Below are 13341 nucleotides of genomic sequence, written 5' to 3' on the forward strand. Positions count from 1 at the left end.
ATGTTCCGTCTCGCGAAACAGATGGTCTCTCACCGGATCGCCGCGCTGATCGCCGTGGTGTGCGCGGTGCTGGGCGGGGCCGCCCTGCTCACCGGCACCGGCGTGCTGGCCGAGTCCGGGCTGCGCTCCCACCTGCCGGCCGGCCGTCTGGCCGGTGCGGACGTGGTGGTCGCCGCCGACCAGGAGTACCACCCGCCCGGCGACCTGCCGGTCGCGCTGCCCGAGCGGCGGACGGTCCCGGCCGAGGTCGTCTCCGAACTGTCCGGGCTGCCCGGGGTCGAGGCGGCGGTCGGCGATCTCGGCTTCCCCGCCGCCCTCGTCGACGCACACGGCCGGGTCGTACCCGCCGGGGACGGATCGGCGGGCGGGCACGGCTGGTCCTCGACCCGGCTGCTGGCGGGCGACGCCCACATCAGCGGTGACCGGCCCACCGGAGCCGGTGAGATCGCCGTCGACAGCACGACCGCGGCCGCGGCGGGGGTCCGGGTGGGCGACCGGGTCCGGGTCGCCGCAGGCGGCCGGCCCGCCACCGGCTACCGCGTCTCGGCGGTGGTCGACGCACCGGGCGCGGGGGTCTTCTTCGCCGATACGACGGCCGTACGACTGTCCGGCCGCGGCGACCGCGTCGACCTGGTCGCCCTGCGTACCGCGTCCGGCGCCGACGCACGGGTCGCCGCCGAGGTCCGCCAGAAAGTGGCGGGCAGCTCTCTGGTCGTGACGACCGGCGCGGACCGGGGCGATCTCGTCTCGCCCGGCGCGGGCGCGTCCCGTTCGCTGCTGATCCTGCTGGCCGGTTCACTCTCCGGGATCATCCTGCTGATCACCGGGTTCGTCATGGCGAGCGCGCTGGCCGTGTCGATCGCGGGGCAGCGCCGCGACCTGGCGTTGATGCGGGCCGTCGGCGCGACGCCGAAGCAGATCCGCCGCCTGGCCGCCGCGCAGTCGACGGTCGTCGGGGCCGTGGCGCTGGTGCCCGGTGTGGCGCTCGGCTATCCGCTGGCCGGGCAGTTCCGCTCGCTGCTCGTGAACCGCGGGGTCATCCCGTCCGAACTGCCCCTGACCTACAGCCCGTTGCCCGCCGTCGCTACGGTGCTCCTGGTGGCGCTGGCCCTGCAGCTCTCGGCCCGGGGCGCGGCCTGGCGGACCTCCCGGATGCCGGCCACCGAGGCGGTCGCCGAGTCGCGCAGCGAACCCCGCGAGCCGTCCAAGGCACGTACGCGGGCAGGGGTGTTGATGATCCTCGCCGCGACCACCCTGTCCGTCGCACCGCTGCTGTCCCGCACCGTCATCGGCGCGACGGCCACCTCCATGGCGGGCATCATCGGCGCGATCGGACTGGCGCTGGCCGGACCGGCCCTCGTCCGGGGCATCGGCGCTTTCGCGTCCCGGCTCACCCGCTCCCGCGCCTCGGCCCCGACCTGGCTGGCGATGGCCAACTTCCGGGCGTACGCCCTGCGCAACGCCGGGATCGTCAGCACGCTGGCCATGGCAGTCGTGTTCGTCCTGACGTACACCCTCACCCAGACCACCGTGCTGGCCGCCACCGCCGACGACACCCGCACCGGCACCCTCGCCCAACAGCGCGTCACCGCACCGGCGTTGGGCGGACTGCCGTCCGGCACGCTCGCCGACCTACGGAAGACGCCCGGCATACGGGCCGCGGCGACGGTCGGCTCGACCACGGTGGTGTGGCCGTACAAGCAGTTCGGGGACACGGAGAACCAGGGCGGCTCGGCGATGATCCTCACGCCGGACGCGGCAGGCGTCCTCGACCTCGGCGTGCGGGAGGGCAGCCTGTCCCGGCTCACCGGCGCCACCGTCGCCGTCAGCTCCGAAATGGCCCGGACCCGGGGAGCGGAGACGGGCCGGCGGGTGCGTCTCGTCCTCGGCGACGGGGCGCGTGTCGACGCCACGGTCGTCGCCGTGTACGACCGCGGGCTCGGCTTCGGCGCGGTCGTCCTCTCCCACGACCTGGCCGCCGGGCACACCACGACCGGCCTCGACCAGAGCATCCTGGTCCGCACCGACGGCACGGCCGCGGCACGCCAGGGCCTGACCGAACTGGCCGCGTCCCACCCCGGGTTGACGGTGGAGAGCACCGAGCCCGCCGGCGGCCTCAAGAACGCCCCGCCCGAGGTGTGGATCAACCTGGCCCTCGTCGTGGTCCTCCTCGTCTACCTGCTGCTCTCCATCGCCAACAAGCTCGTCGCCGCCACCGCGCAGCGCCGGATCGAGCTGGCGGCCCTCCGCCTGGGCGGCACCACTCCCCGTCAGGTGCGGGCGATGATGCGCCGCGAGGCCGCGGTCACCGCCGCCACCGCCCTCGCCACGGCCCTGCTGCTGTCGGCGCTTCCGCTCGCCCTTCTGGGCCAGGGCTTCCTGGGCCACCCGTGGCCGGCCGGCCCCGCCTGGCTGCTGCCCGCACTCGCGCTCGCGGTCACCGGCACGGCCTTCCTCACCATCGAGCTGCCCACCCGCCGTGCCCTGCGCATGCCGCCGGCGGACGCGATCCGAGCCCAGTAGGCCGCGCTCACCGCCGGCTCGCACCCCCGACTTCCATGGTTCACAAGGGAATCCTCATGACCACCCATGCTCCCGTCCACGACGGCCACACCGCCCCGAATGCCCGCCCCGGACTGCGCGGCAGTCTTGGCCGCCGCCCCCTGACCTGGTTCTTCACCCTCGCCTTCGCCCTGAGCTGGGCAGCCTGGACCCCGTACGTCCTGTCCGAGAACGGCCTGGGCGTCCTGCACTTCGGCTACCCCGTGATCGGCGGCACCACCCAACTGCTCGGCGTCCTGCCCGGCGCCTATCTCGGCCCGATCCTGTCGGCCTTCCTGGTCACCGCGGCCACCGCGGGACGCGCCGGACTGCGGGCCTGGATCGGGCGGCTGACGAAATTCCGGGTCAACTGGCGCTGGTACGCGCTGGCCATCCTCTCGGTGCCCACCGCGCTGACCCTCGCCACGTCCGCGGTGTCCGGCCGCGCCCCCGCACTCCCGTCCGTCGCGGTACTGGCCGCCTACCTGCCCGGACTCGTCCTCCAGATGGTCACGACGGGTCTGGCCGAGGAGCCCGGCTGGCGCGAGTTCGCCATGCCCCGGCTCCAGCAGCGCTACGGCCCCGCCCTCGGCACCCTGGTCCTCGGCCCGCTGTGGGGCCTGTGGCACTTCCCCCTCTTCCTGAGCGAGTGGGGCAACTGGCCGCACGTGTCCTGGACCACCCCGCTGGAGTTCGTCGCCACCACGATCACCTTCAGCTACGTCATGACCTGGGTGTTCAACCGCACCGGCGGGAGCCTGCCGCTGGCCATGCTGATGCACACGGGCGTCAACAACTTCATGTCCCTCGCCTGGACACAGACCTTCCCCTCACTGGCCTCCGGCTACGCCGCGCACGCCTTCCTGCTCAGCTCCACCGCCGCCGCCCTCGTCCTGCTGGTGGCCACCCGCGGCCGCCTGGGCTGCCCGCCGGCAACGGAGGCACCGCGAGACCTCGGAGCGCCCACGGGCGGGGCGTCCTCATAAGTAGGGGCCCCGCAGGGCCGGTTCGGCCGGCCAGGCGTGTCTCACACGCTGCCGTCCATGAGCTGTCCGGCCTCCGTCTCCGCCGCGTCGGGGGACACCACCAGCAGATCCCAGCGGCCGAGTCCCGGTGCCAGCAGGCAGACGGTGTCGGCGGCCTGCGGCACGTTCGTCCGGCGCAGACGTACGACCTGGTTGGCGACGAGCATCCGGCCGGGGGCGGCGGACCACTGGCCGCCGTTCACGACGATGCTGCTGATATGGCCCCAGGCCGCCGGCAACCCGCCCAGCAGAACGAGGAGTTCGGCCATCAGGTCGTGCGAACGGGGCCACCAGGCGCCGTCGATACGACGGGCCTGCCGGCCGTACGGCGTCTCGATCGCGAGCCGCAGGCGGGCATCGGTCGGCAAGGGGCCGGGGGGCGGCGGGGCGAGTGTCATGGGAGCTCCTGAAGGCAAGATGGGGCCGGGGTGCGCCGGGTTCGCGCCCGTTCACACGCGGCGCGCGGCGAGGCGGTCCCGGGAGGGCCAGCGCACGTCGTGCACCCAGCCGAGGCGTTCGAAGAGGCGGATGACGGCGGCGGACGGGTCGAGTTGGCCACGGTCGACGCCGTGCCGGGCACAGGTCGGGTCGGCGTGGTGGAGGTTGTGCCAGCTCTCGCCGAAGGAGAGCAGGGCCAGCGGCCAGAGGTTGGTGGCCCGGTCGTGGCGGCGGGTGCGGAAGGGCCGCTCACCGATCAGATGACACAGCGAGTTGACGCTCCACGTGACGTGGTGGAGCAGCGCGACACGGACAAGTCCCGCCCACAGCAAGGCGGTTACGCCGTACACCCAGGTCCCACCGATCGCCCAGCCCAGCCCGAACGGCAGCGCGAGGGTGAGCACGCACAGCGCCGGGAAAGCGCGGTTGACGGCCCGGATGTCGCGGTCGGCCAGCAGATCGGGGGCGTAACGCTCGGCGGGCGTACGGTCGTTGCGAAACAGCCAGCCGACGTGCGCGTGGACCAGTCCGCGCAACTGGCCGCGCAGATGCGTGCCGTAGCGGTACGGGGAGTGCGGGTCGCCGGGCCGGTCGGTGAAGGCGTGGTGGCGGCGATGAGTGGCGACCCAGCCGATGACGTCGCCCTGGAAGCTCAGCGAACCGGCCACCGCGAGCGCGATGCGCACGGGACGGACGGCCTGGTAGCCGCCGTGCGTGAGACCCCGGTGGAAGCCGACCGTGACGCCGAGACCGCTGATCGTGTAGAGGACGGCGGCCAGCACGATGTCCACGGGATGGATGAGACGCCCCCACAGCAGCCAGCCGGCCGCACCGAGCGCCACGAACGGCAGGACGACGATCACCGCCGTCACCGCGACATACAGCCGCTCCCCGCCGACGCGCGCGGGCGACGGACCGTCCGAGGGGAAAGGGGACGTCCCGTCGTAGCCCTGGGGCGGTGGGACGGTGTCCGGCGCAATCGCCGTCATGGACGTGCCGAGCTCAGGTGTCATGCGGGGCTCCTTGACCTGGTGATGGCCGCAGGGATTGAGGTGCGGCCGGGGTCACGGGCTGCCCCTGATGGGTGGGTGGCGTGCTGAAGACGACCTGTCAGGTGGGCACGACGCACCCTCGCCCTGCGAGCGTACTCCCGCGCAGCCGAAACGACGCGGCCCTGACCGCGTTGACACGGACCCCCGCCCGACGTTGACTGGCAGCACGGCGCAGGTCCATCACAACGGAAGCGGCACATGATGATGTACGACCAAAGACGCGCCCAGCAGCCGGCCGACCGCCCCTCGGGCTCCGCCGGACGGCGCTCCACCGGCCCCGAACCACTGGTCCCGCCGGAGGAACGCGAGAAGATCGCACTCCGCCTCGGCCACGCCGTCAACGCCTTCGCCGACACCCCGCGCGAGGCGCTGGAGGCGGCCGAGAGCGCCCTGGAGGAAGCCGCGACCCAGCTCGCGAACGCCCTCGCGGAGCGACGGCGCCTGCTGCGCGAGGGCTGGCAGGGCCAGGACCCCGAGACGGAGTCCACCGAACTCCGCCTCGCGCTGCGGGAGTACCGCGAGATCACCCAACGACTGCTGCGCGCTTAGGCGTTCCGGTAGGCGTTCCGGCCGGACGGGCCGGTCTCAGCGAAGGGTCAGGACCCGGCAGGGAGCGCACTGCAACGTTCCCCTGGCATCCGCGGCTATGTACCGCCACCCCCAGGCCTGCAGCGCGTCGAGGGTCCTGACGTCGCCGCGGTCGACCAGCATGACGCCGCGCGCCGCGGCACGGTCGGTCAGCAGCCGGTTCTGCAGGCGCCGGGCGAGATTCCAGTCGCGGGCCTGGTCGTGCGTGCGCACCCGGTTCTCGACGAGCAGCTCGGAGATCGCGAAGAGCTGCCCGGACGCGGCGATACGGAGCAGGCTCTCCGGGAGGTATCCGTCGAGGCCACGCCACCAGGGGTCGTCACCCCACACCGGGAAGCCGTAGGCGCATCCCGTCACCACGGTGGTGCCCGGCGCGAGGGTCACCGACGGGACCACGGTCTCCGCGATCACCAGCGCGAACCCCGGCCGCCGCGCGTCGAGCGCCAGCCGCCGCAGAAAGGTGGACCGGGCCCGGCTCCACGCGCCCGGGGCCCGGCCGGAGATCCGCTCGTACAGGTCGCCGAGTTCCCCCACCCGGTCCTCGATCTGACGCCGGGTCAGCGGGCGGAGGCATTCACCGGTCAGGGGTGACGGGCCCTGCCGGCGTCCCGGCGGGTGCGGCTTCCCCGGGCGCCGCTGGTCCGGTACGGACACAGTCATGTGGCGAGCCCTGCCCCGGGCTCGGACGGGTCCGGCCCGGCGTCGTCGTTCGCCGAGAACGGCACCGGCGTGGGAGCCGACGCGCGGAGAACCCTCGGTTCCTTCAGCGTACGCCGGGCCGCGCGCGGCACCGTCCGCTCCCGGCCTTCCGGTCATACGATGACAAGTGGACCGGTGCACTCTCACCTGGAGCAGGCATGATCCGTTCGGCCGACATCCGCGAGTGGCGCAATCACGACGTGGTCGACCAGAAGGGCCGCAGGATCGGCGTCCTCGAAGCGGTCTATGTGGACACCGCCACGGACGAACCCGCCGTGGCCACCGTCCGGACCGGGCTGCCCACCCGCCGGCGACTGGTCTTCGTCCCGCTCGACGAGGCCGTCCTCGGCCCCGACTACGTCAAGGTCTCGTACACCAAGGGGGACGTGCGCAAGGCCCCCTCGATCGGGACGGACGACGTACTGCCCGCCGAGGAGGAGGAAGCGATCTTCCAGCACTACGGCATGGCGTACAAAGCGGGGGCGGGCGGCGAGCGCCGGCTCGCGCGCCGTTGATCCCCCCTCGCGGCACAAGGAGGTGTTCGGCTTGATGGTGACCTTCCTGCTGATCGTCCTGGTGGCGGTCGCCCTGGGCATCATCGGCGCGGTGGCGGACGGCCTGGGATATCTGCTGGCCATCGGCGTCCTCCTGTTCGTGGCCGACGTGGCCTTCGTCTCCGTACTGGGCACCCGCCGCCTGCGCCGACGCCGCGTCCGCTGACGCCGACAACCTGCACTCCGCCGTCGTCCGCGCGGTCAAGCCCTCCTGGGGCGGCGGTTCAGGGCGCCGGGTCCGGGCGGTTGCCGCGGCGCAGGGCGCGGGCGCACAGGCCGATGACCGTGGCGTTGACCAGCGCACCGACGACGACGGCGAGGACGAGCATCGCGGCGCCGTCCGGCAGCACCAGCAGCACCAGGCTGGCGGGGGCGGTCGCGAGCAGCGGGATGACGCCCGCCATGGACTCGCCCGAGCCGTCGCCGGCGGTCACCACGAGCGCCCACACGAGCAGGCCGGCACAGAGCGCCAGGTAGACGAGGGCGACGACGTCGCCGACGGCCTCGCGCAGCCGACGCGGGAAGGATCGGCCGGGATCGGTACCGGTCACGGGGTGGGCTCCTCGGTCGGTGGGGTCACAGGTGCGGTCACAGGTGGGTGCCGGGCGGGTTCGGGCGGGCGAGGCCGAGGTCATAGGCGAGGATCGTCGCCTGGACGCGGTCGCGCAGGCCGAGTTTGCGCAGCACCGCGTTCACGTGGGACTTCACGGTGCCCACGGTGATGGCGAGTTCCTCGGCGATCTCCGCGTTGGTGAGTCCGGTCGCGACCAGGGCGAGGACGTTGCGCTGGCTGGCGGTCAGGCTGTCCAGTTCGCGGGGGCCGCTCCCGTCCCGGGTCCCGGTGACCGGTCCGGAGGCGTAGTGGCCGATGAGGCGGCGGGTCGCGGACGGCGCGAGCACGCTCTCGCCGGCGGCCACCACCCGGATGCCGTCCAGCAGTTCGGAGGCGCGCACGTCCTTGAGGAGGAAGCCGGAGGCTCCCGCACGCAGCGCGTCGAAGACGTACGCGTCGAGGTCGAAGGTGGTCAGGACGAGGACGCGGGGGGCGTTCTGTCTGCCCGTGATGATGCGGGTGGCGGCGATGCCGTCCAGTTCGGGCATCCGTACGTCCATGACGACCACGTCGGGGGCCAGTTCCTCGGCGAGGCGCACCGCGGCCACTCCGTCGGCGGCCTCACCGACGACCGTCATGTCCTCCTCGGCGTCGATCACCGCGGCGAACCCCGCCCGGACGATGCCCTGGTCGTCGACGACCAGCACGCTGAGGCTCATCGTGCCCCCTCCTGTTCCTGCTCGATCGGCAGCCGGAGGCCGACCGTGCCCCGCGGGCCGGTGGTCAGGGTGCCGTCGAGCGCCGCGATCCGCGCCGCCAACCGCTCTCGTACGGCGGGGTGGGCGGCGTCCGGCACCCCGGTGGCCGTGAGCGTCAACGTACCGTCGCCCGCGTCGAGTTCGAGCACCGCCGGCTCCTCGCCGCCGACCGCGAGCAGGGTCTCGGCGGCGTGGTAGGCGGCCAGGTCGACCTCGGTGGGCAGCCGCTGCGGTACGCGGGCGCTCAGACGTATCTCTATGTCCCGGCCGGTGGCCCGGAGTTGGTGGGCCAGCAGGTCGAGGGCCTGCAGGGTGGGCTGCGGCCGCAGTGCGGGACCGGTCTCGCCCTCTCCCTCGCGGACCGTGTCGAGCAGGGCGCGCATCGCGGCCAGTGCCTCGCGGGCGCGTTCGGCGGTCGCGTCGAGCCGTCCCGCCTCCGCCTGGGCCACCATGTCGGCGGTGCGCGCCAGCACGGTGGTCTCCAGCCCGGCGGCGATACGGCGCCGCTCGGCCCACGCGTCCCGGACGGCCTCCTCCGTCCACGTGGCGAGACGCTCGTCCCGCATGCCCCGGGCGGCCCGCTCGCGCCGCCCGCGCAGGGCTCCGCCCCACCGGGCCCCGCCGACCGCCACAGACGTCCCGGCCACCGCCACCACGGCAACGGCCCAGACGGGAACCACCGTGCCCCGATCCAGTACGGCGGCGGTCGCGGCGGCGGCATGCACCGCCACCGCCGCGACCGGGAGGGGCGACAGGTGTGGGCGCGGGCGGGGCCGCTCGTCCGTGTGGGCGGGCTCCGCGGCCCTGCGTGTCGCGTCCGCCGCCAGCGCCGCGCACGTGGCGAGCAGGCTCAGCGCGGGTGGCAGCACGACCGGTCCGGTGTAGTCGCCCGTGCTCATCGCCACCGGCCACAGCGGGACCAGAGCGAACAGGACGGCATGGGCGGCGCGAGGTGTCCGGCGCAGCCACAGCAGGGCGACCGCCTGCGCCGCGGCCAGCAGCGCGAAGAGCACGCCCGCGGAGACCCGCGAACCGGTCGGCGTGGACTCGGCCCTGATGACCAGCGCCGGGAGCAGCGGCTGCAGGACCAGGCCCACGGCGGCCGTCAGCTGCGCCAGGCGGTAGCCGTGCGCGACGGGTCGCTCCACCGGCGCGGCGGTCCGGCCCGGCAGGGCCGCGCGTACCTCCCAACCGCCGTCCGCCGTCGGGCCGGTGCGCAGGGTGCCGCCCGCCTCCCGTGCCCGGGAGCGCAGGAAGCCCTGACCGCGTCCTCCGCCCAGGCCCGCGCCGTGCGCCGCCGCACCGGCCGGCGGTGCCGCGCTCGTGACCACGACGTCGGTGCGGGCGTCGCCGTACCGGCACAGCACCGTCGTATGCGCACCCGGGGCGTGCCGTGCCACGTTGGTCAGCGCCTCGCGCACGATGCCGTACGCGGCGTCCGCCACGGCGCCGTCCGGCAGGGGGTCGATCTCGCAGTCCACCGGCTGGTCGAGGCGGCGGAAGCCCGCCACCAGGTCCAGCAGTCGCTCCTCCGGCGACGGCAGGTCCTCCCGCGAGGGCGCCGGCGCCCGTACCGCGCCGAGCGCCCTCGTGACCTCGCGGCCCGTCCCGACCGCGAACTCGAGCGCCTCGTCGGCAAGTTCGGGTCGGCGGTCGCGCAGTCCGAGCGCCGCTCCCGCCGTGACCACCACGGCCGTCAGATGGTGCGCGCTGACGTCGTGCAACTCCCGTTCCATACGGCGTCGTTCGACCGCCGGAAGCCGGTGGCGCTCGGCCTCGGCCCGCTTCAGCAGGTGCTCGGCCGCTCGACGTGCGCGACGGGTCCGCCGTACGAGAAGACCGGCGCCGCACGCGGCCGCGTACAGCACGGCGGTCAGAACGAGGTCGAGTCCGTTGCGGTCGCCGATGCCGTGCAGGCCGATGTCCTGGAGGAGCTGCCAGGCGGCGAGTGCCGACACGGTCAACACCGCGGTGAAGGTGTCGCGTTCGGTCGCGACGGCGAACAGGGCCAGCGCGACCCCCGCGGTCCCGAACACCGCCGTCGCCCCGGTGGGCAAGGGCCCGGCACCCAGCGCGCAGGCCACGGCGACCACGACGAGGGCCGTCACCGGGCGGGTACGGCGCAGGGCGAGCGCGGCCGTCACCGGTCCGGCGACCAGGGCGGCGACGAGCAGGACGGACGCGGACGGGACGGTCCCGCGCACCAGCGCGGCCCCGGGCCACACCACGGCCTGGGCGCAGAGCAGCAGGACCGGGAGGAGTCGGTCGTCGGTTCGCCTCATGGCGCCCACAGCGAGAAGTCCATCGTCGCCTCCGCCCAACGGCCCTTCGGCCCGCGTTCGTTCGTCCGTACGGGGATCAAGGTTAGGCGCGCGGACAGGCGGCCCGGCTCCGGCTGGAGGGGGATTCCGCTCTCTTACCTGGGTTGCAGACGCCGCCGCGCGCCTCGGAGGTGGACGGCCCGGGGGTGTTCTCCATCTCCGGTTCGAGGCGGCAATCGTCCGGCAGCCCGAGGACCGCGCCCTACCCCCGGACCTAGGCTCGATCACATCGAGAAGGCGGTCGGCCACCGCTTCGACCAGCGGTTGTGCCAAGCCTTCCGCCTTTCCACACTCCAACGCATTCAGGGGGATCTCCCATGTCCAAGCGCATTCTCGTGTCGTCGATCGTCGGTGCCGTCGCCCTCGGCTCAGTCGCCGCAGGTGGCTTCGCCCTGGCCTCGGCAGCCACGTCGCCGACCCTGGAGAACGGCTCGGCCCGCTACGTCGCCCCGTCCGACGGCGGCGCGGGCTCGTTCACCTACACCGTGGACGTGCGCGACGACTCGGGCGTCCGGGACCTCAAGGTCCTTGCCTGGCCCGCGAGTTCGAAGCTCGACCCGACCGAGGCGGAGATGCGGCACGTGGAGAGCGCCACGTGCCGGAGCAGCTCGGACGAGACGGCCCGCTGCACCTACACCCTGAAGGTCACCAAGCGGCAGGCGGCCGACATGGCCCAGGGCACCTGGTACGTCTCGGCGCTGGCGACGGCCCAGGACGGGGACAAGGCGTTCGTGTCCCGCGCGGCCACCTTCACCGTCACGCACTGACCCGGGCGCGGTCCTGGTCCTGCGGCGGATGCGCAAGGATCTCCGCCAGCCGGGCCAGGACCACCTCGAACTCCCCGTCCGTGAGCGGGACGAGTTCGAGGAGCAGTTCGCCCTTGTCCTGGTCGTGGGTCATGAGCCAGATCGAGGGGGAGCCCGTACGCAGGGCCGTCGCCACAGCGGTGGCGTCCAGTCCCGCTTCGGCGGGGTCGACAGCGATCCTCGCCCGGGGGAAGGGCAGCCCGGTGGGATCTCTGTCGGCCGACGCGGTGATGCCCGGCAGGGTGCCGGCCCGCTCGACGAAGCGTGCGGCCTTGTCCGTCTGCTCCCGCCGCCACGCGTCCAGGTCCAGTTCCTGGCGCACCCGGAGTGCGGTGAGGACGCCGATGACGGCCTCCTTGCTCGCCTTCATCGCCCGGCCGATGCCCTTCTCCTGCGCCCGCACGGCCCCCACCATGCCCGCGCGGCCGATCACCAGACCGGCCGTCGGGGAACCCAGGTACTTCTGGCCGCTGACCGCCACGAGATCGGCGCCCGTCCCCAGCAGCTCCCCGATCCGCAGGTCCTGTGCGGCGCCGTCGACGACGACGGGAACCCCGCGGCGATGTGCCGCCGCGACGGCCCGATCGAACGGGACGAAGGCCCCGCGGACCAGCCGGGACGACACGAGGAGAAGGCACGTCGTGTCGGGGTGGGCGAGGGCCGCCTCCAGATCCGCGAGGGTGCACTCGGTGTCCGACCCGGCGAGAACCGGCGTGGCCCCGGCCAGCCGGACGTCCTGGAGGAGGGGATGCCCGTAGTCGATGGCGTGGACCGCGGGAACCACGACACGCGCGGGCATCCCGGTCGTGTCCGGCAGGGCCGCGACCCTCTCCGGCGCCTGCCCGGTCATCGAGGCCGCGACCGACAAGGTGATCGCCGAGGCGGTGCAGTGCACGACGGTGCCGGCCTCTGCCCCCGTGACCCGGGCGATCGTGCGGCTCGCCAGGTCCTGCAGCTCCTCCATGACGAAGAAGCCGGACAGCGCCTCCGCGGCGGCCGCGGCGACCCGCTCACCGCTGCGCGAGACGCCCACCGGCGTGAACGGTCCCCTGGCATTGATGACCTGCGTCAGCCCGTACTGATCGTGAAGTCCCATGCGGCCCATGGTGGCGCCCCTCCCGTCAGCCGCCGTCCCCTACCTCCTCCAGCCCCGCCGCCCGGCCCTCCGCGTCCCACCGGACCACCAGGACGCGCGCGACCGCGTCGCGGTTGACGGGCCCGAAGACATGCGGGAACAGGGTGCCCTCGGCGACCCCGGGCGGCGGAGCGGGTACCGGAGCCTCCCGCACGCACTTCGCGGTGAGCCGGTCCTCATCGATCAGCAGCGCGAGCAGCGGCCGGGGAGCGCTGCCGTAGAAGGCGTCGACGACTGTGAGCGTCGTCTCCTCGTCGGGCGAGCAGTGGACGAAACCGTCCTCGGCCAGGGATTCTGGGGCGTACGGCCGGTCCGGAGCCGCGTTCCATTGGGTGCTCGGGACGACGTGGTAGATCATTGCCCGGTTATACCGCAGCGTTCCGTCCCGACCTGTGCTACCGTGATAAAAGTGGCAGTTTTGGTTACCAGAGGCTTTTGAGTGCTCTTCGACCTTCCGTCGACGAGCACTCTTTTTTGTTCCGAGGGTAAATCGTTGCTGCGACGCCGGGACCGCAAGGTGCGGACCCGGGCACTGCCCTCAAGGGAGATTCAATATGGCATCTGGCACCGTGAAGTGGTTCAACGCGGAAAAGGGCTTCGGCTTCATCGAGCAGGACGGTGGCGGCGCCGACGTGTTCGCCCACTACTCGAACATCGCCACCTCCGGCTTCCGCGAGCTTCAGGAGGGCCAGAAGGTGACCTTCGACGTGACGCAGGGCCAGAAGGGCCCGCAGGCCGAGAACATCGTTCCCGCCTGAAGCTGACGCGTACGTACTACGTGGCTGGGGCCCGCACTCTTTGGGTGCGGGCCCCGGCTCGTTGCGTTTTTCCCAAACGTCACCGCATCGTTCACTTCGTTTTCGTCTTCCGT

Annotated in this window: 15 protein-coding genes; 7 read left to right on the forward strand and 8 right to left on the reverse strand. The window is 73.2% G+C overall.

Annotated features, from left to right (window positions below; translation table 11 throughout):
• Both OG303_RS24390 and OG303_RS24395 read left to right on the forward strand, forming a co-directional pair.
• Positions 1 to 2523, forward strand: a complete 2523-nt coding sequence (locus OG303_RS24390; RefSeq protein WP_405870871.1) for an FtsX-like permease family protein — start codon at positions 1 to 3, stop codon at positions 2521 to 2523.
• 56 nt (positions 2524 to 2579) lie between these two features.
• Positions 2580 to 3527, forward strand: a complete 948-nt coding sequence (locus tag OG303_RS24395) for a type II CAAX prenyl endopeptidase Rce1 family protein (protein WP_405870872.1) — start codon at positions 2580 to 2582, stop codon at positions 3525 to 3527.
• A gap of 41 nt (positions 3528 to 3568) precedes the next feature.
• Here the strand turns inward: OG303_RS24395 and OG303_RS24400 are convergent, their stop codons facing one another.
• Positions 3569 to 3964: a DUF5994 family protein gene (locus OG303_RS24400; protein WP_405870874.1), complete on the reverse strand. Its 396-nt coding sequence runs from the start codon at positions 3962 to 3964 to the stop codon at positions 3569 to 3571.
• 51 nt (positions 3965 to 4015) lie between these two features.
• On the reverse strand, positions 4016 to 5017 hold the full coding sequence (locus OG303_RS24405; RefSeq protein WP_405870875.1) for an acyl-CoA desaturase: 1002 nt from the start codon (positions 5015 to 5017) through the stop codon (positions 4016 to 4018).
• A gap of 240 nt (positions 5018 to 5257) precedes the next feature.
• On the opposite strand from OG303_RS24405, the gene OG303_RS24410 reads away from it, so the two are divergent.
• The gene (locus OG303_RS24410; RefSeq protein ID WP_405877458.1) at positions 5258 to 5605 is read left to right on the forward strand and encodes a hypothetical protein; all 348 of its coding nucleotides are present in this window, start codon (positions 5258 to 5260) and stop codon (positions 5603 to 5605) included.
• Between the two features lie 36 nt (positions 5606 to 5641).
• Here OG303_RS24410 and OG303_RS24415 read toward each other — a convergent pair whose 3' ends face one another.
• The gene (locus OG303_RS24415; RefSeq protein ID WP_405870876.1) at positions 5642 to 6304 is read right to left on the reverse strand and encodes a hypothetical protein; all 663 of its coding nucleotides are present in this window, start codon (positions 6302 to 6304) and stop codon (positions 5642 to 5644) included.
• Positions 6305 to 6501: 197 nt separating this feature from the next.
• Between OG303_RS24415 and OG303_RS24420 the strand changes: the two genes are divergently transcribed.
• Entirely contained in the window at positions 6502 to 6858 is a 357-nt protein-coding gene (locus tag OG303_RS24420; protein WP_405870878.1) for a PRC-barrel domain-containing protein, read from the forward strand.
• Positions 6859 to 6889: 31 nt separating this feature from the next.
• Entirely contained in the window at positions 6890 to 7063 is a 174-nt protein-coding gene (locus OG303_RS24425; RefSeq protein ID WP_405877901.1) for a hypothetical protein, read from the forward strand.
• Between the two features lie 58 nt (positions 7064 to 7121).
• Here the strand turns inward: OG303_RS24425 and OG303_RS24430 are convergent, their stop codons facing one another.
• Genes OG303_RS24430 through OG303_RS24440 form a run of 3 tightly spaced genes read right to left on the reverse strand, consistent with a single transcriptional unit; the run spans position 7122 to position 10490 of the window.
• The gene (locus OG303_RS24430; protein ID WP_405870880.1) at positions 7122 to 7448 is read right to left on the reverse strand and encodes an SCO4225 family membrane protein; all 327 of its coding nucleotides are present in this window, start codon (positions 7446 to 7448) and stop codon (positions 7122 to 7124) included.
• Between the two features lie 37 nt (positions 7449 to 7485).
• Positions 7486 to 8169, reverse strand: coding sequence for a response regulator (locus tag OG303_RS24435; RefSeq protein WP_405870882.1), 684 nt, complete (start codon positions 8167 to 8169; stop codon positions 7486 to 7488).
• Positions 8166 to 10490 (reverse strand): sensor histidine kinase, encoded by a 2325-nt coding sequence (locus OG303_RS24440; protein WP_405870884.1) that lies wholly within the window; start codon positions 10488 to 10490, stop codon positions 8166 to 8168. Before OG303_RS24440 ends, OG303_RS24435 begins: the two co-directional genes overlap by 4 nt.
• Positions 10491 to 10846: 356 nt before the next feature.
• On the opposite strand from OG303_RS24440, the gene OG303_RS24445 reads away from it, so the two are divergent.
• Positions 10847 to 11296 (forward strand): DUF5707 domain-containing protein, encoded by a 450-nt coding sequence (locus OG303_RS24445; protein ID WP_405870885.1) that lies wholly within the window; start codon positions 10847 to 10849, stop codon positions 11294 to 11296.
• Here the strand turns inward: OG303_RS24445 and OG303_RS24450 are convergent.
• Positions 11286 to 12431, reverse strand: a complete 1146-nt coding sequence (locus tag OG303_RS24450; protein WP_405870887.1) for an aminotransferase class V-fold PLP-dependent enzyme — start codon at positions 12429 to 12431, stop codon at positions 11286 to 11288. The genes OG303_RS24445 and OG303_RS24450 overlap by 11 nt on opposite strands.
• A gap of 25 nt (positions 12432 to 12456) precedes the next feature.
• Positions 12457 to 12828, reverse strand: coding sequence for a DUF952 domain-containing protein (locus tag OG303_RS24455; protein WP_405870888.1), 372 nt, complete (start codon positions 12826 to 12828; stop codon positions 12457 to 12459).
• Positions 12829 to 13024: 196 nt separating this feature from the next.
• On the opposite strand from OG303_RS24455, the gene OG303_RS24460 reads away from it, so the two are divergent.
• Positions 13025 to 13228 carry a cold-shock protein gene (locus OG303_RS24460; protein ID WP_007383480.1) on the forward strand — a complete coding sequence of 68 codons (204 nt, stop codon included), beginning with the start codon at positions 13025 to 13027 and terminating at the stop codon, positions 13226 to 13228.
• Positions 13229 to 13341: the final 113 nt, after the last annotated feature.

It is taken from the genome of Streptomyces sp. NBC_00005 (assembly GCF_045160215.1).
GTDB lineage: Bacteria > Actinomycetota > Actinomycetes > Streptomycetales > Streptomycetaceae > Streptomyces.

Coding starts and splice junctions, on each gene's coding strand:
- OG303_RS24390 (WP_405870871.1), top strand. CDS start 1: ATGTTCCGTCTCGCGAAACAGATGGTCTCTCACCGGATCGCCGCGCTG.
- OG303_RS24395 (WP_405870872.1), top strand. CDS start 2,580: ATGACCACCCATGCTCCCGTCCACGACGGCCACACCGCCCCGAATGCC.
- OG303_RS24400 (WP_405870874.1), bottom strand. CDS start 3,964: ATGACACTCGCCCCGCCGCCCCCCGGCCCCTTGCCGACCGATGCCCGC.
- OG303_RS24405 (WP_405870875.1), bottom strand. CDS start 5,017: ATGACACCTGAGCTCGGCACGTCCATGACGGCGATTGCGCCGGACACC.
- OG303_RS24410 (WP_405877458.1), top strand. CDS start 5,258: ATGATGTACGACCAAAGACGCGCCCAGCAGCCGGCCGACCGCCCCTCG.
- OG303_RS24415 (WP_405870876.1), bottom strand. CDS start 6,304: ATGACTGTGTCCGTACCGGACCAGCGGCGCCCGGGGAAGCCGCACCCG.
- OG303_RS24420 (WP_405870878.1), top strand. CDS start 6,502: ATGATCCGTTCGGCCGACATCCGCGAGTGGCGCAATCACGACGTGGTC.
- OG303_RS24435 (WP_405870882.1), bottom strand. CDS start 8,169: ATGAGCCTCAGCGTGCTGGTCGTCGACGACCAGGGCATCGTCCGGGCG.
- OG303_RS24440 (WP_405870884.1), bottom strand. CDS start 10,490: ATGAGGCGAACCGACGACCGACTCCTCCCGGTCCTGCTGCTCTGCGCC.
- OG303_RS24445 (WP_405870885.1), top strand. CDS start 10,847: ATGTCCAAGCGCATTCTCGTGTCGTCGATCGTCGGTGCCGTCGCCCTC.
- OG303_RS24450 (WP_405870887.1), bottom strand. CDS start 12,431: ATGGGACTTCACGATCAGTACGGGCTGACGCAGGTCATCAATGCCAGG.
- OG303_RS24455 (WP_405870888.1), bottom strand. CDS start 12,828: ATGATCTACCACGTCGTCCCGAGCACCCAATGGAACGCGGCTCCGGAC.
- OG303_RS24460 (WP_007383480.1), top strand. CDS start 13,025: ATGGCATCTGGCACCGTGAAGTGGTTCAACGCGGAAAAGGGCTTCGGC.